Origin of the sequence: Zobellella sp. DQSA1, from assembly GCF_041950555.1 — a bacterium.
In the GTDB taxonomy this organism is placed as follows: domain Bacteria; phylum Pseudomonadota; class Gammaproteobacteria; order Enterobacterales; family Aeromonadaceae; genus Oceanimonas.
On record NZ_CP169531.1, the window covers coordinates 1330316 to 1355495 of the forward strand.

At 60.6% G+C, this 25180-nt stretch carries 25 protein-coding genes; 12 read left to right on the forward strand and 13 right to left on the reverse strand.

Annotation, left to right across the window (positions count from 1 at the left end; translation table 11 throughout):
* Complete coding sequence (locus ACEVBK_RS06470; RefSeq protein WP_375057777.1) at positions 1-519, forward strand: DUF3833 domain-containing protein; 519 nt, start codon at positions 1-3, stop codon at positions 517-519.
* Positions 520-526: 7 nt separating this feature from the next.
* On the opposite strand, the gene yfbR is transcribed toward ACEVBK_RS06470, so the two are convergent.
* Positions 527-1120 carry a 5'-deoxynucleotidase gene (gene yfbR, locus ACEVBK_RS06475; protein WP_375057779.1) on the reverse strand — a complete coding sequence of 198 codons (594 nt, stop codon included), beginning with the start codon at positions 1118-1120 and terminating at the stop codon, positions 527-529.
* A 68-nt stretch (positions 1121-1188) separates the two neighbouring features.
* Here yfbR and ACEVBK_RS06480 point away from each other — a divergent pair, with 68 nt between their 5' ends.
* Positions 1189-1479 (forward strand): DUF1244 domain-containing protein, encoded by a 291-nt coding sequence (locus ACEVBK_RS06480; RefSeq protein WP_375057780.1) that lies wholly within the window; start codon positions 1189-1191, stop codon positions 1477-1479.
* Between the two features lie 275 nt (positions 1480-1754).
* Here the strand turns inward: ACEVBK_RS06480 and purU are convergent, their stop codons facing one another.
* From purU to ACEVBK_RS06495, 3 genes are all read right to left on the reverse strand, one after another.
* Positions 1755-2591 carry a formyltetrahydrofolate deformylase gene (purU, locus tag ACEVBK_RS06485; protein ID WP_375057781.1) on the reverse strand — a complete coding sequence of 279 codons (837 nt, stop codon included), beginning with the start codon at positions 2589-2591 and terminating at the stop codon, positions 1755-1757.
* Positions 2592-2628: 37 nt separating this feature from the next.
* Positions 2629-3087, reverse strand: coding sequence for a YchJ family protein (locus ACEVBK_RS06490; RefSeq protein WP_375057782.1), 459 nt, complete (start codon positions 3085-3087; stop codon positions 2629-2631).
* A gap of 107 nt (positions 3088-3194) precedes the next feature.
* Positions 3195-4148, reverse strand: coding sequence for an OmpA family protein (locus ACEVBK_RS06495; protein ID WP_375057783.1), 954 nt, complete (start codon positions 4146-4148; stop codon positions 3195-3197).
* 402 nt (positions 4149-4550) lie between these two features.
* On the opposite strand from ACEVBK_RS06495, the gene ACEVBK_RS06500 reads away from it, so the two are divergent.
* The 8 genes from ACEVBK_RS06500 to ACEVBK_RS06535 all read left to right on the forward strand — a co-directional run bounded on the left by ACEVBK_RS06500 (position 4551) and on the right by ACEVBK_RS06535 (position 13484).
* Positions 4551-4811: a helix-turn-helix domain-containing protein gene (locus tag ACEVBK_RS06500; protein WP_375057784.1), complete on the forward strand. Its 261-nt coding sequence runs from the start codon at positions 4551-4553 to the stop codon at positions 4809-4811.
* An 84-nt stretch (positions 4812-4895) separates the two neighbouring features.
* Complete coding sequence (locus ACEVBK_RS06505) at positions 4896-5693, forward strand: M48 family metallopeptidase (protein ID WP_375058523.1); 798 nt, start codon at positions 4896-4898, stop codon at positions 5691-5693.
* A gap of 8 nt (positions 5694-5701) precedes the next feature.
* The gene (locus tag ACEVBK_RS06510; RefSeq protein WP_375057785.1) at positions 5702-6622 is read left to right on the forward strand and encodes an ROK family protein; all 921 of its coding nucleotides are present in this window, start codon (positions 5702-5704) and stop codon (positions 6620-6622) included.
* Between the two features lie 51 nt (positions 6623-6673).
* Positions 6674-7285: an FKBP-type peptidyl-prolyl cis-trans isomerase gene (locus ACEVBK_RS06515; RefSeq protein ID WP_375057786.1), complete on the forward strand. Its 612-nt coding sequence runs from the start codon at positions 6674-6676 to the stop codon at positions 7283-7285.
* Positions 7286-7414: 129 nt separating this feature from the next.
* Positions 7415-8227 (forward strand): 4-hydroxy-tetrahydrodipicolinate reductase, encoded by an 813-nt coding sequence (gene dapB / locus ACEVBK_RS06520; protein ID WP_375057787.1) that lies wholly within the window; start codon positions 7415-7417, stop codon positions 8225-8227.
* Between the two features lie 417 nt (positions 8228-8644).
* A complete protein-coding gene (gene carA, locus ACEVBK_RS06525; protein ID WP_375057788.1) occupies positions 8645-9781 on the forward strand; it encodes a glutamine-hydrolyzing carbamoyl-phosphate synthase small subunit in 1137 nt (378 codons plus the stop codon).
* A 19-nt stretch (positions 9782-9800) separates the two neighbouring features.
* Positions 9801-13028, forward strand: a complete 3228-nt coding sequence (gene carB / locus ACEVBK_RS06530; RefSeq protein WP_375057789.1) for a carbamoyl-phosphate synthase large subunit — start codon at positions 9801-9803, stop codon at positions 13026-13028.
* Positions 13029-13280: 252 nt separating this feature from the next.
* Positions 13281-13484 (forward strand): cold-shock protein, encoded by a 204-nt coding sequence (locus tag ACEVBK_RS06535; RefSeq protein WP_094038042.1) that lies wholly within the window; start codon positions 13281-13283, stop codon positions 13482-13484.
* A 78-nt stretch (positions 13485-13562) separates the two neighbouring features.
* On the opposite strand, the gene ruvX is transcribed toward ACEVBK_RS06535, so the two are convergent.
* The 8 genes from ruvX to metK form a co-directional block, all read right to left on the reverse strand.
* The gene (gene ruvX, locus ACEVBK_RS06540; protein WP_375057790.1) at positions 13563-13976 is read right to left on the reverse strand and encodes a Holliday junction resolvase RuvX; all 414 of its coding nucleotides are present in this window, start codon (positions 13974-13976) and stop codon (positions 13563-13565) included.
* Positions 13973-14527 carry a YqgE/AlgH family protein gene (locus ACEVBK_RS06545; protein WP_375057791.1) on the reverse strand — a complete coding sequence of 185 codons (555 nt, stop codon included), beginning with the start codon at positions 14525-14527 and terminating at the stop codon, positions 13973-13975. The genes ruvX and ACEVBK_RS06545 overlap by 4 nt, the downstream gene beginning before the upstream one ends.
* Positions 14528-14590: 63 nt before the next feature.
* Positions 14591-15538, reverse strand: a complete 948-nt coding sequence (gshB, locus tag ACEVBK_RS06550; RefSeq protein WP_375057792.1) for a glutathione synthase — start codon at positions 15536-15538, stop codon at positions 14591-14593.
* Positions 15535-16266 carry a 16S rRNA (uracil(1498)-N(3))-methyltransferase gene (rsmE, locus tag ACEVBK_RS06555; protein ID WP_375057793.1) on the reverse strand — a complete coding sequence of 244 codons (732 nt, stop codon included), beginning with the start codon at positions 16264-16266 and terminating at the stop codon, positions 15535-15537. The genes gshB and rsmE overlap by 4 nt, the downstream gene beginning before the upstream one ends.
* Positions 16244-16948: an endonuclease gene (locus tag ACEVBK_RS06560; protein ID WP_375057794.1), complete on the reverse strand. Its 705-nt coding sequence runs from the start codon at positions 16946-16948 to the stop codon at positions 16244-16246. Before ACEVBK_RS06560 ends, rsmE begins: the two co-directional genes overlap by 23 nt.
* A gap of 131 nt (positions 16949-17079) precedes the next feature.
* The gene (locus tag ACEVBK_RS06565; RefSeq protein ID WP_375057795.1) at positions 17080-17550 is read right to left on the reverse strand and encodes a peroxiredoxin; all 471 of its coding nucleotides are present in this window, start codon (positions 17548-17550) and stop codon (positions 17080-17082) included.
* Positions 17547-18059, reverse strand: coding sequence for a SprT family zinc-dependent metalloprotease (locus tag ACEVBK_RS06570; RefSeq protein ID WP_375057796.1), 513 nt, complete (start codon positions 18057-18059; stop codon positions 17547-17549). Before ACEVBK_RS06570 ends, ACEVBK_RS06565 begins: the two co-directional genes overlap by 4 nt.
* Positions 18060-18109: 50 nt before the next feature.
* Positions 18110-19261: a methionine adenosyltransferase gene (gene metK, locus ACEVBK_RS06575; protein WP_375057797.1), complete on the reverse strand. Its 1152-nt coding sequence runs from the start codon at positions 19259-19261 to the stop codon at positions 18110-18112.
* A gap of 249 nt (positions 19262-19510) precedes the next feature.
* Here metK and tkt point away from each other — a divergent pair, with 249 nt between their 5' ends.
* Positions 19511-21508 carry a transketolase gene (tkt, locus tag ACEVBK_RS06580; protein WP_375057798.1) on the forward strand — a complete coding sequence of 666 codons (1998 nt, stop codon included), beginning with the start codon at positions 19511-19513 and terminating at the stop codon, positions 21506-21508.
* 128 nt (positions 21509-21636) lie between these two features.
* Here the strand turns inward: tkt and ACEVBK_RS06585 are convergent, their stop codons facing one another.
* The gene (locus ACEVBK_RS06585; protein WP_375057799.1) at positions 21637-24588 is read right to left on the reverse strand and encodes an EAL domain-containing protein; all 2952 of its coding nucleotides are present in this window, start codon (positions 24586-24588) and stop codon (positions 21637-21639) included.
* A 171-nt stretch (positions 24589-24759) separates the two neighbouring features.
* Here ACEVBK_RS06585 and ACEVBK_RS06590 point away from each other — a divergent pair, with 171 nt between their 5' ends.
* On the forward strand, positions 24760-25179 hold the full coding sequence (locus ACEVBK_RS06590) for a YeeE/YedE family protein (RefSeq protein ID WP_375057800.1): 420 nt from the start codon (positions 24760-24762) through the stop codon (positions 25177-25179).
* Position 25180 lies beyond the last annotated feature (1 nt).

A 25180-nucleotide genomic window follows, 5' to 3' on the forward strand; every position in this document is an offset into this window, starting at 1 on the left:
ATGAAGCTACTGATAGTGGCGGTGAGCCTGCTGCTGATGTCCTGTGGCAGCACCATCGACGATTACGGCGAGACCACACCGGCCTTCGAGCTGGAGCGCTTCTTCGAGGGGGAACTGGTCGCCTACGGCATGGTGCAGGATAGGTCGGGCAAGGTACTGCGCCGCTTCAAGGTGGATATGATTGGTCGCTGGGACGGCAACGAGGGCGTACTGGAGGAGGACTTCGTTTATGACGATGGTGAAACCCAGCGTCGGATCTGGTATCTGGAGAAGGGGCCTGGCGGTCGTTATGGCGGCACTGCCGCCGACGTGGTCCGGCCCGGCGCTGGCCAAACCCGGGGCTTCGCCCTCAACTGGCGCTATACTCTGGCGGTGCCGGTGGATGGCCGGGTATGGCACCTCGACTTTAACGACTGGATGTACCTGCTCGATGAAGACCGGCTGATCAACCGGGCCGAGATGAGCAAGTGGGGCTTCAGGGTCGGTGAGGTTATCCTCTGGATAGAGCGCAAGGGGTAGGGAGATCTTAGAACTCCGGCGCCGAGATCTCGTCCAGGGACAGGGAAAAGCTGGGTACGAAAACCTCGAGAAAATAGCGGATCTCCTCGTTCATCCGCTGCTCCAGCATGGCGGTGAGCCGTTTCCTGGCCGGGGCGAATTCACGATTGCCGGCGGTGAGCTCCTCCTCGCACTTGAGCAGGGCACAGAGGACATCCGCTGCCTTGACCAACTGGCCGTAGTCGTCGTCCGGCGGGCTGCTGAGCAGGGGCCTGTAGGCGGCCTGCAGTTCGGCGGGGAGCATCTTCAGCAGAGTGGCTTCGGCGTTCTTCTCGATGTCCTTGTAGGCCCGGGCGATATCCTCGTTGAAATACTTCACCGGAGTGGGCAGGTCACCGGTCAGTACCTCACTGGCATCGTGGAAGAGGGCGCGCATGGCCGCCTGGGCCGGATCCAACTTGCCGTTGAAGCAAGTGTTGCGGATCACCGCCAGGGCGTGGGCCACCATGGCCACCTGCAGGCTGTGCTCGGCGACGTTCTCCGGCTCGACGTTACGCATCAGCGGCCAGCGCTGGATCAGTTTCATGCGTGCCATATGGGCGAAGAAGTGGCTGCGGTTCATGGACTTGCCTGTGTCGTTGCGAGGTGATGCCGTTATAATGGCACTAACCGACCCCAATGGAGAAGAGAATGGACAAGCAAACCCAAATCGAGCTGGAAGCCGCCGCCTTCCGCGCCCTGCTGGCGCACCTGGACAAGCGCAAGGATGTGCAAAACATCGATCTGATGAACCTGGCCGGTTTCTGTCGCAACTGCCTGAGCAAGTGGTACCTGGCCGCCGCCGAAGAGCGCGGGCTGGAGATGGACTACGATCAGGCCCGGGAGCGGGTGTACGGCATGCCCTACGAGGAATGGAAGGCGAAATACCAGCAAGAGGCCACGCCCGAGCAGAAGGCGGCCTTTAAGAAGAGCCACAAATAGCAGCTTTAGGCCTGTCCCTTGGTCAGAAGTGTTTGTTGATGATAAGGCACCAAACGTCGGCCAAAGGACACTACTCCTCCGGCACGCCTTGCACCGCCGCCAGCATCGCGAAGCGGTTCCCGCGACATTCGGCATGTGCGAGCCTACATGGACGTACTAGCGGCGTGCCGGCGGAGGTGGCGCTGTTGCCTCTTCCCTGTGTTAAATCAGACGGCCGGACTTGTGACTAAAAGTCCGGCTTACAGCTTATGGCTTAACGTTGCCCGAAGGGCCTGTTACTTGAACACCACCGTCTTGTTGCCGTAGACGAAGACCTTTTCCTCCAGCACCAGGTTGAGCGCCCGGCTCAGTACCGATTTTTCCACGTCCCGGCCGGCCTTGGCCATGTCCTGGGCGGAGAAGGTATGGTTCACGTGGGTGACGTCCTGCTCGATGATGGGGCCTTCGTCCAGATCGTCGGTGACGAAGTGGGCGGTGGCGCCGATCATCTTCACGCCGCGCTCATAGGCCTGGCGATAGGGACTGGCGCCGACGAAGGCGGGCAGGAAGGAGTGGTGGATGTTGATAATGCGCTGGCGGTAGCGGGCCACGAACTCGGGGCTCAGGATGCGCATGTATTTGGCCAGCACCACATACTCCGGCTGGTAGCGGTCGATGATGTCCGCAAGCCGCTGCTCGTGTTCGGCCCGGTTCAGCCCTTCATGGGAGACGGTATGATAGGGAATATCGAATTTTTCGGTCAGGCTGGCCAGGGTGTCGTAGTTGCCTACCACGGCGGCGATGTCGATGTTCATGGCACCGGCGTAGCGCTTCATCAGGATATCACCCAGGCAATGGGCTTCCTTGGTGACCAGGATCACGACCCGTTTGCTGCCGGCCGGGACCAGACGACGCTGGCTGCCCTGGGGCAGGGCATCGTCCAGATCGGCGTGCAGGGTGTGATCGTTGAAGATCCCTTCCAGCTCGGTGCGCATAAAGAAATGGCCGTTGTCGTAGTCCACGAATTCATCGTTGCGGATGATATTGAGCTGGTGCTTGTAGCAGATATTGGTGATCTTGGAGATCAGCCCCTTGGCATCGGGACAATGGGTCAGCAGTATTTTTCGTTCCATTATAATGTTTCTATTCAGGTTTAAAAAGTCGGTCGAATCAGTGCCGGGCACAGCACTGCTTGTATTTTTTGCTGCCACCGCAGGGGCAGGGCTGATTGGCACTTATCTTGGCCGGATTGAACTGACCCGAGTGATAGACCCAGCGGTTCTGATGGCGCAGGAAACGGGAGCGTTCGTGCAGCACCACCACCCGCCCGTTTTCCCGGTAGCGTACTTTGAACTCGACCTCGCCTTCCTCATCGTCCGGGGTGCCCCGGGCAAAGACGATGGTGAGTCCCAGCCATTCGGTATCCAGCCCGGAGCGACGAAGCGTCTCGGCATCCAGGGTGCCCAGGGTATCCGGGTGCCAGCTCTGTACCAGATAGTCCCCCAGGCCCAGCCGGTAAGCGCTGTAGCGGGAGCGCATCAGGGCCAGCGGTGTCGATGCAGGCTCGCCTTGCAGCAGGGGCTCGCAGCAGAGGCTGAAAGGCTGTGGATTGTCGCAGTAGCAAGGCATGGTAATGGACCCGCAAGTCAAAGAGTTCCAGTATGCCACGGTCGTTGGAATGCGAAAAATAAAAAACGGCTCCGCAGAGCCGTTTTGGACACCGTCGAATAACGATGTTATTCGATGATTTCTACCTGGATGGTGGCCTGGGCCTTGGCATCCACGCGGCGGTCGCGCTGACGCTCGGCATCGGTCACGCCTTCGGCCAGCTCGCTGCCGTACCAGGCGGTCTGGATGTTCTGGGCAGCGACACCACGCTGAACCAGGTAGTCCTTGGCAGCCATGGCACGGCGCTCGGACAGGCGGCGGTTGTATTCGGCGGTACCCAGACGGTCGGCATAACCGGCCAGTTCAACCTGGTAGTCGGGGTTTTGCTGGGCAAAACGGGCTACTTCGTCCAGGGTCGCACGAGATTCGGCGGACAAATCCGACTTGTCGAAGGCGAAGTAGATGGAGCCGTCGGCGGTCACGGTACGGGTTTCGTAGGTGACTTCAGGAGCAGGCTGGGGAGCTACGGGAGCAACCGGGGCCGGGGCGGGAGTGCCGCGGTTCGGGTGCAGTACCAGTTCCAGCATTACGTTGTTGACGTCGGTTTCGAAACCGTTCTGGGCAACGCGGCCCATATCTTCGATGCGGCGGTAGCGCAGCTGCACATCAACCAGATCGGAAGCTCGGTAGGTTGCACCCAGACCGGCCAGGGGAGAAACACCTCGTTTGCCCTCGCCACGGTCGGAATCCCAACCCAGAGCACCCAGCTCGCCGAATACGGAGAACTGGTTGCCCAGGGGCAGGCGGCCGATGGCGGACAGGTTCAGGGCCTGAGTATCAACGGTACCACTGAAGTGGTTGAAGCCAAACTCGGCACCGAAATACTGATTGAAGTTGTAACCGGTGAAGACGCTGATGGCTTCACGGTCGTTGCTGGCACCCGGAACATCGCGCTTGAGATCTTCGTAGTGAGCGTAACCAGCGCCGGCGCCCAGGTACCAGTCGTTGGCCTGCACGCCAGCAGAAACACCAGCAGTTGCCAAGGCAATTGCGATCAGAGAAGGAGCCACTGTCTTTTTCATTTTGTCTTCCTCATTTTATGAGAACTCGGCGGTGCCGAAATAAATGTTCCACCGGCCTGTTCAGCCAGTGCAGTGCGGGAAGTCCTTTGATATTTTAGTTTTTTTGGGACTGTCCGGTGTGGACTCCAATATCCCAATCAGCGTACCCGCACGACACCAAGAGTAGCGGTTTTTGACCCGTCTCACAAGCTGGAGGGTGGGGGGGCGGGCTAAATTTGTCGCAGCTTTTGCATTTCGAATGCGCATAACGCCACCTTGAGTGGCCTTGCTTGAGTCTATTCTTGATTTATTTTTGTCAAAGATTGACCAGTTCATAACGAGTCTCTTCACTGGTGTTAAACTAATATACATGTTGTACCGGTTGTTATCGGGATTTTTCGATAGGATAGGAGTAGCAAGGTTATGAACCCTGACACCAGTTTGGTCGGAAAGAAAATCCGGCAAATCCGCGAAGCAATGGGGCTCAGCCGCCCCAAGTTTGCTGAGCTGCTCCAGGTGCCTCCCACCACCCTGAAAAATTACGAGCTGGGCTATCGGGAAGTGGGGGGGGCTTTTCTGGTGGCTCTGGCCCAGCATCCGGAGCTGCACAAGTTCACCCTGTGGCTGCTCTCGGACAAGACGCTGGAGAGTGCGGGTCAGGTCAGCCCTGAGCACGATGCCTGAATAGCCATGTATACAAGCAGGCTGCCTTATTCACCTGCTTTATGCTAAAAGAACAGGCATAGTTCATTGTTTGCTGATGAGGTTATTGTTGTGCGTCCAATTCTTATACTCACCTTTTTTGGACTCTTGCTTGGTTGTGCTCAGTCACCTACCGGGCGCAGCCAGGTATTGCTGTTTTCCGAAACGGAAATGCAACAGCTCGGAGAGGCCTCCTTTACCCAGATCAAGGAGCAGGAAAAAATCAGCAGCAACAGGGCGGATACCGGCTACCTCCAGTGTATCAGCAACCGACTGGTGGCCGAGATCCCCGCCGGTTTCGGGCAGAGCCAGTGGGAAGTAGTGGTCTTTGACTCACCCCAGGTCAATGCCTTTGCCTTGCCCGGCGGCAAGATCGGGGTCTACAGCGGCCTGCTCAAGGTGGCCAAGAACCAGGACCAGGTCGCGGCCGTGGTCGGCCACGAAATCGCCCATGTCCTGGCCAGGCACAGTAACGAACGAGTATCCCGTACCCAGCTCAGCAACCTTGGGCTGAGCGCCGCTGACATGGCCCTGGGTCAGTCTGGTCTGCGCCAGCCGGCCATGGCGGCCCTGGGGCTGGGGGTGCAGGTGGGTTACCTGCTGCCTTATGGCCGGGAGCAGGAAAGTGAAGCCGATCGATTGGGACTGGAACTGATGGCCCGAGCCGGTTTTAATCCGGAAGAGTCCATAGCGCTTTGGCGCAATATGTCGGCCGCATCCTCCGGCCAGCAACCGCCGGAGCTGCTCTCTACCCACCCTTCCCACGGCAGCCGGACGCAGGAGTTGAATGCAGCCATGCCCAATGCCCTGGCCCTGTACCAGCAGGCCAGGGCCCAGGGCAAGACCCCGGCCTGTCGTCGCTAGGACCCAGGATGTACTACGGCTTTGATATCGGCGGAAGCAAAGTCGCTTTCGCCGTTTTCGACGAGGCTCTGAATGAACGGGAGCGTTCCCTTCACACCACTCCTCAGCATGACTACCCGGCGTTTCTTCAGTTGCTGAGCTCCTTGGTGCTAACGGCGGATCGCCGCTGGCGGGGGCTGGGCAGCGTCGGTGTCGGGTTTCCCGGCATCCTCGATGGGGAAGGTCTCCTGCTGGCACCCAATGTGCCGGTGATCCACGGGCGCGATCTGGGCGGGGATCTGCAGCTACAGCTAGGGCGTCCGGTTCATGCGGACAACGACGCCAACTGCTTTGTGTTGTCCGAGTATCATCAGGGGGCGACGGCTGGCGCCGATCTGGCCCTGGGCCTGACTCTGGGGACCGGGGTGGGAGGAGCTCTTATCCATCAGGGGCGGCTGGTCAACAGCCGTCGCGGCGGCAGCGGCGAGTTCGGCCATGGTGGCATTCCGGCCGGTCTGCTTAAACGTTACCCCGAGTTGCCACTGTTCGACTGTGGTTGCGGCTTGCAGGGCTGTCTTGAAACCTATGTTTCCGGTACCGGTCTGAGCCGGCTCTATGCCCACTGCAGCGGGCGAGTGTTGCCCGGCAAAGCGGTGATTGAAGCCTGGCGGCAGGGGGACACGGCGGCTCGGCGCTGCGTTTTCCTTTACTTGGATATTCTTGCCGCCGGCCTGGGGGCCCTGATGACCCAGCTCGATCCGGACGTTGTGGTGCTCGGCGGTGGCCTGAGTGAATACGCCTGGCTTTACCAGGAACTTGGTATCCGTTTGCCGGCCTGGCTGATGACCGGCGTCAAACCGGCTCCGGTGGTGGCGCCATTGTTCGGCGGCAGCGGCGGGGTGCGCGGCGCTGCATTATTGGCCAGGCACGCAACCTTGCCATTTAGCTGACCGGCTTATTTTGTTAGCATGACTTTTTTGTACCCAAACAGAGGGAATGTCATGTCGTCATATGAGACAGTAGAGCAGCAGGCCAGCTACGGTATCGGCCGTCAAATCGGTGACCAACTGGCCCAGCAATCATTCGAAGGGCTGGAAGTGTCCGCCGTTCAACAGGGTCTGGCCGACGCCCTCAATGGAGTTGATTTCGCCGTTTCCCGCGAGGATATCAATGGTGCCTTCCAGGTGATTACCCAACGGATGCAGGAACAGCAATCGGCCCAATCCAGCCAGGCCAAGGAAGAAGAAGCGGCCTTCTTTGCCGCCAATGGTGAGCGTGCCGAAGTGGAACAAACCGAGTCCGGCCTGCAGTACGAAGTACTGGCTCAGGGTGATGGTGCCAAGCCTGCCGCTACCGATACCGTCCGTGTGCACTACCACGGCACTTTTATCGATGGTTCCGTATTCGACAGCTCCGTATTGCGCGGCGAACCGGCCCAGTTCCCGGTCAACGGCGTGATTAAAGGCTGGGTGGAAGCCCTGCAACTGATGCCGGTCGGCTCCAAGTGGAAGCTCTATGTACCCCATCACCTGGCCTACGGTGAGCAAGGCGCTGGTTCCATCCCACCCTGCTCGACCCTGGTGTTCGAAGTCGAGCTGCTCGACATCGCCTGAATCTGAAAAAACCGGCAGCCGCCGGTTTTTTTATGCCCATTGTTTGCGTCATGAAAATTTGCAAGCTTGCGCTTATCTGGCACACTTCGTGTCTATTCTTGGTAATCGTACATATAAGGAAAGAGCAGCATGACAAATCCGGTTCGCATCGCCGTCTCCGGCTGTAATGGACGCATGGGCAAGGTACTGGTGGAGTCCGTAACCCATTCCGAGGGCGTCACCCTGACCGCCGCCATCGAGCATGCCGGTTCCAGTGTACTGGGCGTGGATGCGGGCGAGCTGGCCAATGTGGGACGGCTCGGGGTGGTGGTGACCGCCGATCTGGCGGCGGTGATCGACCAGGTCGACGTCATCATCGACTTCACCCGACCGGAAGCCACCCTGGCCAACATGGCCCTGGCCAGGTCCCACGGCAAGCGACTGGTGATCGGTACCACCGGTTTCGACGAGGCGCAAAAAGCCGAGATCCACACCGCCGCAGCCGACACCGCCATGGTCATGGCGTCCAACTACAGTGTCGGTGTCAACCTGGTGTTCAAGCTGCTGGAGCAGGCGGCCCGGGTGATGGGCGATTATACCGACATCGAAATCGTTGAAGCCCATCACCGTTTCAAGGTGGATGCACCGTCAGGGACGGCGCTCAGCATGGGTGAGGTCATTGCCGATACCCTGGGGCGTGACCTTAACGAGTGTGCCGTTTATGGTCGCGAAGGCATCACCGGCGAGCGGGATCGCAGCACCATCGGCTTTGCCACCGTGCGGGCCGGCGACATTGTGGGTGAACATACCGCCATGTTCGTGGATATCGGCGAACGGGTGGAAATCACCCATAAGGCATCCAACCGCCTGACTTTTGCCAACGGCGCCGTACGGGCCGCAGCCTGGATTTTCCAACAGCCGCCGGGACTGTACGACATGCAGGATGTGCTGAATTTGAAGTGATCTGCTTTTATGCAGCTCAGCGGCCCGGGTGGAGACATTCCAAACGGGCTGCGGGGACCTTTATGGATAAGATTGTTTTTATATGAAGTTTCATATGCTTTTGTTATATAAAGCTTAATTTAACAATTTTGTGATTCACTCGGGTGTTGCTGAATAAATTGAAGCAGTGCCATATTTTGCATTGCTGTTGCGTTGGTTGTGATTTTTTATGGTATTTTTTCGGTTTTATATTCAGATTGATGCCGCTCTTGAGCGGCCGGGCGTCACATTGTCAAAAAAGTTTGTCGAAAACGCCGCTTTTATATAAAATACGCAGAATTTGCCCAGTATTAGCCGAGATGCAGTAAAATTTTTTTGTCTGCAGCTCGGGACAGCCAGGTAAATTGTTGATTTATAAGAATTAACTTGGAGGTTGTCTTGACTCACTCAGCGCTGCTCGTATTGGAAGACGGTTCGGTCTTCCGCGGTACAGCCATCGGTGCCGACGGTTGTTCCGTCGGTGAAGTGGTATTCAATACGTCGATGACGGGATACCAGGAAATCCTCACCGACCCGTCCTATTCCCGTCAGATCGTTACGCTTACTTATCCTCATATAGGCAATACCGGCACTAATGCTGAAGACGAAGAGTCCGATCAAGTCCATGCCCAGGGCCTGATCATTCGCGATCTCCCCATCATCGCCTCTAACTTCCGCAACCAGCGCTCGCTGTCCGATTACCTCAAAGCCCATAACATAGTGGGTATTGCCGATATCGATACCCGCAAGCTGACCCGACTCCTGCGCGAGAAAGGCGCCCAGGCCGGTTGCATCCTGGCCGGCAAGGATCTGGATGAAGCCAAGGCCCTGGCCGAAGCTCGTGCCTTCCCCGGCCTGAAAGGCATGGATCTGGCCAAGGAAGTGACCACCCGCGAAGCCTACCCCTGGCGTGAGGGCAGTTGGGCTCTGGGCGAAGGTCACCGCCAGCCGACCGAGAGCGAGCTGCCCTACCATGTGGTGGCCTACGACTACGGCGTCAAGCGCAATATCCTGCGCATGCTGGTCGATCGCGGCTGCCGTCTGACCGTGGTGCCGGCCCAAACCCCGGCCGCCGAGGTGCTGGCGATGAATCCGGACGGCATCTTCCTGTCCAATGGCCCCGGCGATCCCGAGCCCTGCGACTACGCCATCAGCGCCATCAAGACCTTTCTCGAGACCGACACGCCGGTGTTCGGTATCTGCCTCGGCCACCAGTTGCTCGGCCTGGCCAGCGGCGCGCGGACCATCAAGATGAAGTTCGGCCACCACGGCGCCAACCACCCGGTCAAGGATCTGGACAAGGGCGTGGTGATGATCACCAGCCAGAACCACGGCTTCGCGGTGGACGAAGCCACCCTGCCGGCCCATGTGCGGGTGACCCACAAGTCGCTGTTCGACGACTCCCTGCAAGGGATTCACCGTACCGACAAGCCGGCCTTCAGCTTCCAGGGCCACCCCGAAGCGAGCCCGGGTCCGCACGAAGCCGCCGACCTGTTCGACCATTTTATCGATTTGATTAAGCAGTACCGCGCGTAATTAGGAGTAGGGAAGAGTCATGCCAAAACGTACAGACATACAGAGCATTCTGATCCTGGGCGCTGGACCCATCGTGATCGGTCAGGCCTGTGAATTCGACTACTCCGGCGCCCAGGCCTGCAAGGCCCTGCGGGAAGAAGGCTACCGCGTCATCCTGGTCAACTCCAACCCGGCCACCATCATGACCGATCCGGAGATGGCCGACGCCACCTATATCGAGCCCATCCACTGGGAGGTGGTGCGTCGCATCATCGAAAAAGAGCGCCCCGATGCGGTGCTGCCCACCATGGGCGGCCAGACCGCCCTCAACTGCGCCCTGGAGCTGGAAAAGCACGGGGTGCTGGCCGAGTTCGGCGTGGAGATGATCGGCGCCACCGCCGACGCCATCGACAAGGCGGAAGACCGCTATCGTTTCGATCGGGCGATGAAGAGCATCGGCCTGGAGTGTCCCCGTGCCGGCATCGCCCACAATATGGACGAAGCCTACGGGGTACTGGACGAAGTGGGTTTCCCCTGCATCATCCGTCCCTCCTTTACCATGGGCGGCACCGGCGGCGGCATCGCCTACAACCGGGAAGAATTCGAGGAAATCTGTACCCGCGGTCTGGATCTGTCACCCACCAGCGAACTGCTGATCGACGAATCCCTGATTGGCTGGAAAGAGTACGAGATGGAAGTGGTGCGGGATCGCAACGACAACTGCATCATCGTCTGCGCCATCGAAAATTTCGACGCCATGGGGGTGCACACCGGTGACTCCATTACCGTTGCGCCGGCCCAGACCCTGACCGACAAGGAATACCAGCTGATGCGCAACGCCTCCATGGCGGTGCTGCGCGAAATCGGGGTGGAAACCGGCGGTTCCAACGTCCAGTTCGGGATAGATCCCAAGACCGGTCGCATGGTCATCATCGAGATGAACCCGCGGGTGTCCCGTTCTTCCGCCCTGGCCTCCAAGGCGACCGGCTTCCCCATCGCCAAGGTCGCGGCCAAGCTGGCCATCGGTTACACCCTGGACGAACTGCAGAACGACATCACCGGCGGTTTGACCCCGGCCTCGTTCGAGCCGGCCATCGACTACGTGGTCACCAAGGTGCCGCGCTTCAACTTCGAAAAATTTGCTGGCGCCAACGATCGTCTGACCACCCAGATGAAATCGGTGGGCGAGGTGATGGCCATCGGTCGCAACTTCCAGGAGTCGGTACAGAAGGCCCTGCGCGGCCTGGAAACCGGCATGCACGGTTTCGATCCCATCGTCGATCTGAACGATCCCGAGAGCCTGGCACGCATCCGTCACGAGTTGCAGGAGCCCGGCGCCGAACGGATTTGGTACATCGCCGATGCCTTCCGCGCCGGCATGAGCGTGGACGGCGTGTTCAAGCTCACCAACGTGGACCGCTGGTTCCTGGTGCAGATCGAAGAGCTGGTCAAGCTGGAAGAGCAGGTAAAAGAAGCGGGCATGGCCGGGCTGACTCCCGAGTTGCTGCGCGCGCTCAAGCGCAAGGGCTTTGCCGATGCGCGCCTCGGCAAGCTGCTGGGCGTGGCCGAAGGCGAGGTGCGTAAACTGCGTCACCGCCACGAGATCTTCCCGGTGTACAAGCGGGTGGATACCTGTGCCGCCGAGTTTGCTACCAACACCGCCTACATGTACTCCAGCTACGACGAGGAGTGTGAGGCCAACCCCACCGACAAGGACAAGATCATCGTTCTGGGTGGTGGTCCCAACCGCATCGGCCAGGGTATCGAGTTCGACTATTGTTGTGTGCATGCCTCGCTCGCCTTGCGTGAGGACGGTTTCGAGACCATCATGGTCAACTGTAACCCCGAAACCGTGTCCACCGACTACGACACTTCCGACCGCCTGTACTTCGAGCCGGTGACCCTGGAAGACGTGCTGGAAATTGTGCGGGTCGAACAACCCAAGGGCGTCATCGTCCAGTACGGCGGCCAGACCCCGCTGAAACTGGCCCGGGCCCTGGAAGCGGCCGGAGTGCCCATTATCGGTACCAGCCCGGATGCCATCGACCGTGCCGAGGACCGCGAACGGTTCCAGCAGGCGGTAGAGCGTCTCGGTCTCAAGCAACCGGAAAACGGCACCGTGACCGCGATGGAACAGGCAGTAGCCATTGCCGAACGTATCGGCTACCCGCTGGTAGTGCGCCCCTCCTACGTATTGGGTGGCCGCGCCATGGAAATCGTCTACGACGAGCAGGATCTGCGCCGTTACTTCAATGAAGCGGTAAGCGTGTCCAACGAGTCGCCGGTGCTGCTGGATCGCTTCCTGGACGACGCCACCGAGGTGGACATCGACGCCATCTGCGACGGCAAGGACGTGGTTATCGGCGGTATCATGGAGCACATCGAGCAGGCCGGTGTGCATTCCGGCGACTCCGGTTGCTCCCTGCCGCCTTACACCCTGAGCAAGGCCATCCAGGACGAGATGCGCGAGCAGGTGCGCAAGCTGGCCCTGGAGCTGGGCGTGGTCGGCCTGATGAACGTACAGTTCGCGGTCAAGGGTAACGACATCTATCTCATCGAGGTGAACCCGCGCGCCGCCCGTACCGTGCCCTTCGTATCCAAGGCTACCGGCGTGGCCCTGGCCAAGGTGGCAGCCCGGGTGATGGCCGGCAAGTCCCTGGCCGAGCAAGGCGTGACCAGGGAAATTATCCCGCCTTACTACTCGGTCAAGGAAGTGGTGCTGCCGTTCAACAAGTTCCCGGGCGTAGACCCGCTGCTGGGGCCGGAAATGCGCTCCACCGGCGAGGTGATGGGCGTGGGCGAGACCTTCGCCGAAGCCTTCGGCAAGGCCCATCTGGGTGCCGGCAAGGCGGTGCCGAAGGAAGGGCGGGCCCTGCTGTCGGTGCGCCACAGCGACAAGCAGCGGGTGGTCGATCTGGCCGCCAGCCTGGTGGAAGCCGGTTATCAGCTGGATGCGACCCACGGTACCGCCGTGGTGCTGGGCGAGGCCAATATCAACCCGCGGCTGGTGAACAAGGTGCACGAAGGTCGTCCTCATATTCTGGATCGCATCAAGAACAACGAGTACAGCTATATCGTGAACACCGCCGAGGGCCGCCAGGCCATCGAGGATTCCCGTCAGCTGCGCCGCGGTGCTCTGAGCCAGAAGGTGTCCTACACCACCACCCTGAACGGGGCCTTTGCCACCGTCATGGCCATGGCTCACGATGCCACCGCCTCGGTGATTTCGGTGCAGGAAATGCATGAGCGGGTTGCCAACGGCAAATAAGCCCGGTGGCCACAAGATGAGAAGGCGCCTGCGGGCGCCTTTTTTTGTCGTATAAATTTCAATCAAAGATATTTGAGATAGTGTTTGACGTGCCCGGCCGACTCCCGTAGAGTGCACCTCAGCAAGATTCTCAAGTTAGCGCGGCCTTTGTATATTGTTGGTTCCTTACGGTTCATCAGTCACCAAGCTTCCCTTATTTGATTTTTGTTGCGTTTTCGAGCATGGCTCATCATTTAAATAAAGGTAAGAAAAATGGCTAACGGCACCGTAAAATGGTTCAACGAAGCAAAAGGTTTTGGTTTTATTACTCCCGCTGACGGCAGCAAAGATTTGTTTGCCCATTTCTCTGAAATCGTCGGCAGCGGCTTTAAAACCCTGGCCGAAGGTCAGCAGGTATCCTACACCCCGTCACAGGGTGCCAAGGGTCCGCAGGCGTCACAGATTCAGGTGCTCTGATTACCTCACGGTGATCTGAAACCTAAAAAACCCCGCGCAAGCGGGGTTTTTTTTATGGCCGATTTTTATGACCTGGACTCAGCGAGTTTCCATCCAGGACTCGAGGATCAACTGGGCCGAAACTGCGTCCACCGCGTCCTTGCCCAGGGCCTTGTAGCCGCCGGCCTCGAATAGCCGGGCGCGGGCATCGGTGGTGGTGAGGCGTTCATCCTGCAGCTCCACGGGCAGGCCGAAGCGGCCGTGCAGCCGGTTGGCGAACTTGCGTGCCCGCCGGCTGATGTCCTGCTCGGTACCGTCCATATTGAGGGGTAGACCCACCACCAGCAGCGCCGGTTGCCACTCCTTGAGCAGCTTTTCCACCTGGCTCCAGTCGGGTATACCGTCATTGGCCTTCAGCGCCACCAGGGGGCGGGCGGTGGCGGTGAGCTCCTGGCCCACAGCCACACCGATGCTCTTCAGGCCGTAGTCGAAGCCGAACAGGGTCCGGCTCATGCGTGGCCTACCTGGGAGGAAAGCTGGCGGGAGTCCACTCCCAGGCGTCCTATGGCCTGGTGCCAACGCTGGGCCAGGGGGGTGTCGAAGATAAGGGCGGTGTCGGCGGGAATGGTCAGCCAGCTGTTCTCTACCAGTTCCTGCTCCAGCTGGCCCGGTGTCCAGCCGGCATAGCCCAGGGCCACCAGGTAGTGCTCCGGCTGCTGCTCGGTGCCCAGCACCTCCAGTACATCGCGGGAAGTGGTGATCATCAGATCGTCCGCCAGGTGCTGGCTGGAACTGAAGCCCTCGACCGGGCTGTGCAGTACGAAGCCCCGATCCGCCGCTACCGGCCCGCCCTGTAGCACCGGCCGGTCGAGCGCCGGGCTGTCTTCCGGCTCCAGCTCCAACTGGTGCAGCAGCTCATGCACTTTCATGTCGATGGGGATATTGATCACCAGCCCCATGGCCCCTTCGTCGTTATGTTCACAGACATAGGTGACGGAGCCGGCAAAGAAGGGGTCTTTCAGGCTGGGCATGGCGATCAGGAAATGATGTTGCAGTGAATCCATGGCTTCTCGGTATTGATGTGGACGGCCGGACGGATCCGGCCGTGGTGGTTCAGGGGCCTTATGTCAGGATAGCCGTTTTTCGATGGCATCCATCAGCATACCGGTAATATTCACCGGAAAGGCCGCTTCGATTTCCCGTATGCAGGTGGGGCTGGTCACATTCACCTCGGTCAGTTTATCACCGATGATGTCGAGCCCCACGAAGATAAGGCCCTTGGCCTTGAGTACCGGACCCAGGGCCTCGGCGATGTGCCGGTCACTGTCGCTCAGGGGCCTGGCCTCACCCCGGCCGCCTGCAGCCAGGTTGCCACGGGTTTCACCGCCCTGGGGAATACGGGCCAGGCAATAGGGCACCGGCTCGCCGTCCACCACCAGCACCCGTTTGTCGCCGTCCTTGATGGCCGGCTGATAGGTTTGCACCATGCAGTAGCGGTGGCCATGCTCGGTCAGGGTTTCGATGATAACGCCGAGATTGGGATCATCTTCCTTCACCCGGAAGATGGAAGCCCCGCCCATGCCGTCCAGGGGCTTGAGGATGATGTCCTTGTGCTCGCCGTGGAAGGCGCGGATATCACTGGCCTTGCGGGTCACCAGGGTGGTCGGGGTAAACTCGGAGAACCAGGCGGTGTAAAGCTTTTCGTTGGCGTCACGCAGGCTCTGGGGCTTGTTGACGATCAGGGTGCCTTCTTCCTCTGCCCGTTCCAGCAGGTAGGTGGCGTAGATATATTCGGTGTCGAACGGCGGATCCTTGCGCATCAGGATCACGTCCAGCGAGCTCAGCGGGCGATGCTCGGCGTCTCCCAGGGTAAACCAGGCGGCGGTGTCCTCCTTGACCGACAGGGGCGACATGCTGCCAAAGGCTTCCCCCTGCAGCAGGCTGAGATCGCTCATTTCCATATACCACAGCTCATAGCCCCGGCGCTGGGCTTCCAGCAGCATGGCGAAACTGCTGTCTTTCTTGATGTTGATGGACCGGATGGGGTCCATCACTATTCCCAATTTGATGGTCATGCAAGATCTCCAAAGCGGCATTGCAGGGCGGTGATGGCGGTCAGGGCGGCGGTTTCGGTGCGAAGTACCCGGGGGCCGAGCAGGATATCCACAAAGCCCTGAGCGCGGGCGAGGGCGATTTCGTCGTCCGACAGGCCGCCCTCGGGCCCCACCAGCAGCCTAACGCCGTGCTCGGGTGACGGCAAGCGGTTGACGCTGAATTGCGCCCTGGGATGCAGATTCAGTTTGAGTTCATGGCTGTTTTCCACCAACCATTGTTCAAGGTGGACTGCCGGGCGGATTTCGGGGATACGGTTGCGGCCGCATTGCTCGCAGGCGGCGATGGCAATTTTCTGCCATTGCTGGACTTTCTTGTCCAGCCGTTCGCCGCTGAGCTTGACCCCGCAACGGCTGGAAAACAGCGGAGTGATCACATTGACCCCCAGCTCCACCGACTTCTGGATGGTAAAGTCCATCTTGTCCCCCCGGCTGATGACCTGTCCCAGATGGAAATGCAGGGGCGACTCGGTTTCGATGGCGCTGAAGTGACCGACGCGTACCTGGACCGACTTCTTGTCTGCCCGAACTATCTCGGCGTCGTACTGGCCGCCTTCACCGTTGAACAGCACCAGGGGTTGGCCGGGCTGCATGCGCAGAACCCGCCCCACGTGGTTGGCCGCGTCTTCCGACAGCAACAGCTCAAGGCCCTTGCCGAGGGGCTGGGGTTCATGGATTCGGGGAATACGCATAGTGTTCGCACTGCTCCTTCACAAAGGGGTTGCGGTTGCCCTGAACCTCGCCGATGCGATGATCCCGCTCGCATTCCCAGTCACTGGCCGGGTACTGGCGGTTCCAGGCTTCAAACAGCTGCAGCTGCTGCCGGGCAATGTGCAGCCGATATGCTTGCTGCATATACAGATAAGTCCGGGCGATGGCGCCCCGGCTTTCGGCCGGCGGCTGGGCCCGGCGGTCCTTGAAATCGACCAGCATCTGGCACTGGCCGTATTGATCGGGCCGGCCATTCCATTCGGAAAAGCGATAGTTGGAGCGATCGCCATTGACTTCGCCCACGGCCGGCACCAGGTTGTGCAGATCACCTTCCATCCGGTTGAACAGCGGGTCGCTGCGGGTGCAGTTCTTGCGTCCACCCTGCTGCCAGCACTGGCGCTGGTGACCGAACTCCCAGGCGGGCACGATGTGCTCCCACTCGATGCGGCTGGCCCGGACCTGCTGCTTGCGTATCTGATAGCCACAGCTGCCCAGGTCCGGCACCAGTTTCTTGCCTTCCCGCTTGATTTCACAACCGCAGTAAAAGGAAACCGGATGGTGTTCATAGAGCTGGGTTGCCACCCGTTTGGCCTGGCTGAAAGACAAAACATCGGCATAAGCCAGCCAGGAGCTTAAGCCCAGTAACAGAATAAAATAGCGCACGACTCGTTATTGTTTGGTTATGTAACAGCGGGGCAAGCTTACCATTCGGGGCGGGGCGGGGGAAAGGGCGCGGTAGTGATTGTGGGAGCTGGGAGCCGGGGACAGTCCCAGGCTCCCAGCCCCGGTTTTGCTCACACTAATTTCAGCATGGCCTCGGCGGAAGATACCTCGAATTTGCCCGGGGCTTCCACCTGCAGGGCGGTAACCACGCCGTTATCGGCCACCAGGGCGAAACGCTGGGCGCGCAGGCCGCCGAAGTCGCCGGTATCCTTGGCCAGTCCAAGGGCCTGGGTGAACCGGCCGGCACCGTCGGCCAGCATGGAGATGGCGCCGGCATTCTGGGCCTGCTGCCAGGCGCGCATCACGAAGGCGTCGTTGACCGACAGGCAGTACAGCTCTACGCCCTTGTCCTTGAACTGGTCGGCCAGCACCACGAAGCCGGGCAGGTGGGCGTTGGAGCAGGTGGGAGTAAAGGCGCCGGGCACGGCAAAGATCACCACCTTCTTGCCGCCGAACAGTTCGGCACTGGTGGCGGTCGTCTTGCCGGTATCGGCAATAAAGGTGAATTCCTGCTCGGGCAGGTGATCGCCAATCTTGATCATGGGGCTTTCCTTCTGGTGGGGGGATGGGGTTTCAGCAACTGGCCGCAATGCATGCACAGGTAGCGCTGCTTGCCGCGGCGGATGCTGTTGTGACGGCGCAGGCTCAGCCGATGCAGGCGACAGCCGCAGTCGTAAGAGAAGGTGGGGGCTACCTTGGCGGTATTCAAGCGGTGGCGGGTACGCGGCTCGAGTCCGAAGACCTCGCGCATCACGGCCTGCCACTCGGCGCCATGGGGCCGGACCTTGCCGAAGCGCTGAAACACCACCAGGTGGGCCACTTCATGGGGCACGATTTCGGTGAGAAAGTCGGCTTCGTTATCGGCCAGCAACACCGGGTTGAAACGCAGCTCCCAGCGCTCCAGCCAGGCGGAGCCGGCGATGCGGCCGCGTTGATCGAAGCGCACCCGGGGCGGGGGGAAGGATTGTCCCAGCCGTTGCCCGGCCAGGGCCAGGCACTGGGTTACTCTGTCCCGGACCTGCTGGCACAGGGCGTCACTGGGTTGGCTCATGGCGATGTAGGCGGATCAACAAAGGGGAAGCTCGCGCTTCCCCTTGATGGTTACTTGAGGCCGGCGGCGTCGCGCAGCAGCTCGGCTTTGTCGGTGGCTTCCCAAGGGAACTCCTCCCGGCCGAAGTGACCGTAGGCGGCGGTGGCTTGGTAGATGGGCCGGTTCAGGTCCAGCATCTGGATCAGGCCATAGGGGCGCAGGTCGAAGTGCTGGCGTACCAACTGGTCGATCAGCTCCTCGGAGACCTTGCCGGTGCCGAAGGTTTCCACGCTGATGGAGGTGGGTTCGGCCACGCCGATGGCGTAGGACACCTGGATTTCACAGCGATCGGCCAGGCCGGCGGCGACGATGTTCTTGGCCACGTAGCGGGCGGCGTAGGCGGCGGAGCGGTCCACCTTGGACGGATCCTTGCCGGAGAAGGCGCCGCCGCCGTGACGGGCCATGCCGCCGTAGGTATCGACGATGATCTTGCGTCCGGTCAGGCCGCAGTCGCCCATGGGGCCGCCGATGATGAACTGGCCGGTGGGGTTGATGAAGTACTTGGTCTTGCTGGTCAGCCACTCGGCGGGCAGGACCGGCTTGATGATAAGCTCCATCACCGCTTCGCGCAGGGTGGCCTGGTCGATGTCCGGACCGTGCTGGGTGGACAGCACCACGGCGTCGATGGCTACCGGTTTGCCGTCTTCATAGACGAAGGTCACCTGGGACTTGGCGTCCGGGCGCAGCCAGGGAAGCTCCTTGGCCTTGCGCACATGGGCCTGGCGCTTGACCAGCCGGTGGGCATAGGTGATGGGGGCGGGCATCAGTACTTCGGTTTCGTTGGAGGCGTAACCGAACATCAGGCCCTGGTCGCCGGCGCCCTGCTCGTAAGGGTCGGCCCTGTCCACGCCCATGGCGATATCCGGGGACTGTTTACCGATGGCGTTGAGCACGGCACAGCTGTCACCGTCGAAGCCCATGTCGGAGCTGGTATAACCGATATCGCGCACGGTGCGGCGCGCCAGCTCTTCGATGTCGACCCAGGCGCTGGTGGAGATCTCGCCACCCACGATCACCATGCCGGTCTTAACGTAGGTTTCACAGGCGACCCGTGCCTTGGGATCCTGCCTGATGATGGCGTCGAGCACCGCGTCGGAGATCTGGTCGGCAATTTTGTCCGGATGACCTTCGGATACGGACTCGGAGGTAAACAGTCTGGCCATTATGCTTCGGTTCCTAAACTTGAATTAATCTGCTGCTGTTATAGTACCGCCAACATAGCGGTATTAACATCTGGATGGCTATTCTAGTGAGCCATACCTCTGATTGCCAGCAAAAAGTCGTGCCATCCCAGTGAAAAGAGGGCGGTCCGGCGCCCCCGGGCGGGAGAATAGATTTGCGCCCTCCGGCAGTCTTTGGGACAATACCGCCGTTTTATTAACCCTACATGTAAATGTTCTCAGGAGATGTCGATGCCTTCTCGTCAAGTGCTGGCCAATGCCGTGCGCGCATTGAGTATGGATGCGGTGCAGAAAGCCAATTCTGGCCACCCCGGAGCCCCCATGGGCATGGCGGATATCGCCGAGGTGTTGTGGCGTGACTATTTGAAGCACAACCCCACCAACCCCAATTGGGCCGACCGCGACCGTTTTATCCTGTCCAACGGCCACGGCTCCATGCTGCTGTACTCCCTGCTGCACCTGACCGGCTACGAGCTGTCCATCGACGATCTCAAGCAATTCCGCCAACTGCATTCCAAGACCCCGGGCCACCCCGAGTACGGCTACGCCCCGGGTGTGGAAACCACCACCGGTCCTCTGGGCCAGGGCATCACCAATGCGGTGGGCATGGCCATTGCCGAAAAGGCGCTGGCCGCCCAGTTCAACCGTCCCGGCCATGAGGTAGTGGATCACCATACCTATACTTTCCTGGGTGACGGTTGCCTGATGGAAGGCATCTCCCATGAAGCCTGCTCCCTGGCGGGCACCTTGGGCCTGGGCAAGCTTATCGCCTTCTGGGACGACAACGGCATCTCCATCGACGGTCATGTCGACGGCTGGTTCAGCGACGATACGCCCAAGCGTTTCGAAGCCTACGGCTGGCAGGTGATCCCGGCGGTAGACGGCCATGACAGCGCCGCCGTGGCCGCCGCCATCGACGCCGCCCGCGCCGATACTTCCCGTCCGACACTTATCTGCTGCAAGACGGTGATCGGCTTCGGCTCCCCCAACAAGGCCGGTAGCCACGACTGCCACGGCGCGCCCCTGGGCGATGCGGAAATCGCCGCCACCCGCGAGCAACTGGGCTGGAGCCACGCGCCCTTCGACATTCCTGCCGACGTTTACGCCGACTGGGACGCCAAGGCCAAGGGCCAGGCCGCCGAAGCCGGCTGGAACGACCAGTTCGCCGCCTACGCCGCCGCCCATCCGGAACTGGCGGCCGAGTTGCAACGCCGCCTGAACGGCGAGTTGCCCGCGGATTGGGCCGCCCAGAGCGCCGATTTCATCAAGACCCTGCAGGCCAATCCGGCCAAGATCGCCACCCGCAAGGCCTCCCAGAACGCCCTGGACGCCTACGGCACCATCCTGCCCGAACTGCTCGGCGGCAGTGCCGACCTGGCCCCCTCCAACCTGACCATGCACAAGGGCTCCCAACCCATCAGCGCGGAAGACGCCAGCGGCAACTACCTGCACTACGGGGTGCGCGAGTTCGGCATGAGCGCCATCATGAACGGCATCGCCCTGCACGGCGGTTTCGTGCCTTACGGCGGCACCTTCCTGATGTTCGTGGAATACGCCCGCAACGCGGTGCGCATGGCGGCCCTGATGAAGCAACGCTCTATCTTCGTCTACACCCACGACAGCATCGGCCTGGGCGAAGACGGCCCGACCCACCAGCCGGTGGAGCAAATTGCCTCCTTGCGCCTGACCCCCAACATGAGCACCTGGCGCCCCTGTGACCAAGTGGAGTCCGCCGTGGCCTGGAAACACGCCATCGAACGCCAGGACGGTCCGACCGCCCTCATCTTCTCCCGCCAGAACCTGGGGCAGATGGAGCGTACCGAGGCCCAACTGGCCGACGTGGCCAAGGGCGGCTATGTGCTGAAGGACTGCGCCGGCACCCCCGAGCTCATCATTATCGCCACCGGCTCCGAAGTGGAACTGGCGGTGGCTGCCTGTGAGCAACTGAACGCCGAAGGCCGTGCGGTACGGGTGGTGTCCCTGCCCTGTACCAATCTGTTCGACGCCCAGTCCGCTGACTACAAGGAAAGTGTGCTGCCCGCCGCCGTCACCAAGCGCCTGGCGGTGGAAGCCGGTATCGCCGACTACTGGTACAAGTACGTGGGCTTCGGTGGCGACATCATCGGCATGCACAGTTTCGGTGAATCGGCCCCGGCCGGGGATCTGTTCAAGCTGTTTGGCTTCAGTGTCGACAACGTGGTGGAAAAGGCCAAGGCCCTGCTGGCCTAAGCTTTTCCCCATCCTGTAAAAAACCGGCTGCTGCAGCCGGTTTTTTTATGCCCGGACTTCAACCTGCCGGAGGGAAGCGGCGGCGAAAACGGGTGTCGCGCGCCGCGTCTTCGGGTGCCGAGCCGGCCCTAGCCTTGCCCTGCCAGCCAGGCCCGCAACTGGGGTTCGGCCATGGGGCGGGCGCGCAGGTAGCCCTGGTAGGCCGGACACCCCAGTTCGGCCAGGCTGGCCAGCTGCTGCTCGGTCTCCACCCCTTCCGCCACCACCGTCAGTTTGAGGATGGCGGCCAGCTCCAGCAGGCAGGCGATAATGGCCTTGTCCTGGGGACGGCGGTCGATGTGCTGGATAAAGGAGCGATCCAGCTTTATCTCGTCCACCGGCAGCTCCCGCAGGTAGGCAAAAGAGGAATAGCCGGTGCCGAAGTCGTCGATGGACAGCCCCACCCCCAGGGCCTTGATCTGCGACATGCGGGCCCGGCTTTCCTGCAGGTTGCCGATGATCACCCCTTCGGTCACCTCCAGGGTCAGTCGGTGCTTGCCAGCAGGGTATTGCTGCAGCAGGGCCGAGAGTTTGGTGACAAAATCCGGGCTGTGGAAATGCCGGGCACTGATATTGACCGACACCCGACCGGGCAGCAGGCCCTCCGCCTGCCAGTCCTGGATACGGGCACAGGCCTGCTGCAGCACCCAGTCGCCGATATCGCAGATCAGCGAGGTTTCCTCGGCCACCGGAATAAAATGGCCGGGGGGCACCGCCTTCCTGCCCGGAGGCAGCCAGCGCAGCAGGGCTTCCAGCCCCAACTGATGGTCATCGTGGACTCCCAACTGGGGCTGGAAATAGAGCTCCAGTTCGTGATTTTTCAACGCCTGTTGCAAGGCATTGGACAGGCGCAGCCGTTCTTCCACCTCGTCCGCCATTTCCTGGCTGAAGAACACGTGGCTGCCGGGGGCGATGCGCTTGGCCATGTGGTTGGCGGTATCGGCCTGGCGCATGTATTCCTCCTGCTCCAGCTCGGCCACCGGGAACAGGCTTATCCCCAAGCTGGCGCTCAGGTGCAGACGCAGGCTGCCAAGCTGGAAGGGCAGCAGGAATTGCTCATTCAGGGCATTGGCCAACTGTTCGGCTCGGGTCTTGGCCGCCGAATAACCGTGTCCCAGGTTGGGGCACAGCAGCACGAATTCGTCGCTGGCAATGCGTGCCAGGCTGGCGCCCTCCAGCTGTTCGGCAAAGGCGCTCAGCCGCTCGCCCACCTGCACCAGCAGGGCATCGCCGGTGGCATAGCCGAGAGAGTCGTTGATGTTCTTGAAATCGTCCAGATCGAGCAGCAGCAAGGCGCCGCGGCTGGCTTCGTGCTCGGCCAGGGCCACCGTGTGGGCGATATGTTCAACCATGAAACGCCGGTTGTGCAGGCCGGTGAGATCATCAAAGTAGGCCATCCGTTCGATACGTTGCTTGTCGGCCTTTTGCCCGGAAATATCTTCCACGCCGCACACGTAGTGCACGATGCCCAGACCATCCCGTACTTTGGTGATGCGGATGCTCACCGCCAGTTCCCTGCCGTCGGCCCGTGACAGCTGCTGCTCGCCCTGCCACTGGAAGTCCTGCTCCATGGCCTGGACGATGGCGTCAAGTGTAGCGGTATGGGGATTGTCGGCCCGCAAACGCAAGATGGAGCAACCGGCCAGCTCCTCCCGTGCATAGCCGCTCATGTCGGCGAAAGCCTGGTTGGCCTGCTGAATATGCAGCCGGTTGTCGGTGATGAAGAGCCCTTGCTGGGTTTCGAAGGCGGCGGCGGCCACCATCAGCGCTTCCTGATCCCGGCGGCGCAATAACTCGGCCCGGACTCTGGGGGCAAGCTGCTCAAGCAACGACTGCAGTGGAGTATTGGCGTCCAGGGGGTGCCTGAACAGCAGTGCCAGCATGCCCATGGGCTGGTCTGCTTCATCTTTCAGCGACAGGCCGATATAGGCCTGTAGGCCTTTTTCCTGCAGCAGGCTGTCCTCCGGGAACTGTTCGGCAACGTTGCTGGAGTAAATGCAGATGTGCTTGTCGGATTCGTAACTGAAGGTACAGGGAGTGCCGGCGAGATGGTAGCTGAATGGAGGCTGGAGTTGTCCATCGGCATAACAGGACAGCACCCTGACCTTGTCTTGCCGGTGGTGCTGGAGGCCTACCAGGGCCATGTCGGCACCAGAGATCGTGGTCAGTTGCAGCATCAGTTGATTGAAGAAATCCTGGCCGGTGTGGCGACACAGCAGCGGCGTCAGCGTGCCGATATCGAGGTCGTCCGGTGACGCGGGCTCGACCGGCTGGTCAAGCAGCTGTACCAGCTTGCCGGCCACGGCGGCAACAAATTGCATGTCGGAAGGGGTCACCGGTGCGCGTGGATGGCTGTATTCCAGGCTGATCAAACCGGCGATGTCCTTGTCGGCCGGCAAGGGGACATCCAGCCGGTACTGGATACCATCCTGAGCCAGGTAATCAAAGGCACTGAGCAGGGGCTGTTGGGCACAGTGGCTATAACTCAGCCCTCCCCGTTGTTGCAAGGTACGCAAATAGCGTCGCTCGGCCCTGATCGGGCGCAACAGAAACGGCAGGCCCTGGCTGTACAAGGGGCGCAGCATGTCTTCGGCGGGGTAATATCGCCAGAGTATGATCCTGTCTGCCTGTAGCTGGGTGACCAGGGTATCTATCAGTGTCGGCAGCTGCATCGGCAGCTGTTTGGTCTGCTGGCCCCAGGCCTGTTGTAGCTGCCATTCCATCAGGCCCAGGGCGTCCTGATGCCGGACATGATCCATCTCGGCGCTGAGCAACCAGCCGTTCTGCTCGGTGGGTGCCAGGTAGCACTGCCAGCGTCGATTCCCGATGGTCAGGCCGATGCAGGCCGAGGTTCCCGAGGTACACAGTTGTTCCAATCGCCGGCGGTCGGGTTCGTCGAGCTGGCCGAGCAGGGATTGATGAGGATCGGGCAAGACGATATCGGCAGGAGGCAGCGGCGTCAGCGGGTAAAGGAAAAACTGGGGATCCAGCCTGAAAAAACACAACCGATGCCGAGTCCTGTGAAATACGGGCAACTGCATGATGCTGAGGTCCTTGTGAGTGCAGGCTTGCCGAGAGGGCATCATATTGACGGCTGGAGACAGTGTTGTAAATAACGAGGGGCGACATGGGTGGCAGGTTTTACATTAGATGTTGCTAACTTAAATTGCTGTTGTATTATTAGTGCATGCTAATTTACAGGTGCCGCAGAGATGACCATAGTGAATTTTACCCCCTGGACCGCCCTGTTGGGTGGCTTCCTGATCGGTGGAGGTGCCCTGCTGCTGCTGATCGTGGGCGGCCGTATCGCCGGCATCAGCGGCATCGTCGCCGGCATCGGTACCCAGCCCGATAAGGGTTGGCGTATCGCCTTTGTCGCCGGCCTGGTGCTGGTGCCCTTTGTCCTGTTCGGCACCGGCCTGGCCGAGGTGCCTTCCCTGGAGCGGTTTTCCGTGTTCAAGCTGATGCTGGCCGGCCTGCTGGTGGGCATAGGCACCCGACTGGGCAACGGCTGCACCAGCGGCCACGGTATCTGCGGCATGGGACGCTTTTCGCCCCGTTCCATAGTGGCGACCCTGGTGTTTATTGCAGCCGGCATCGCCACCGTTACCCTGCTCGGTTTGGGAGGCTGAC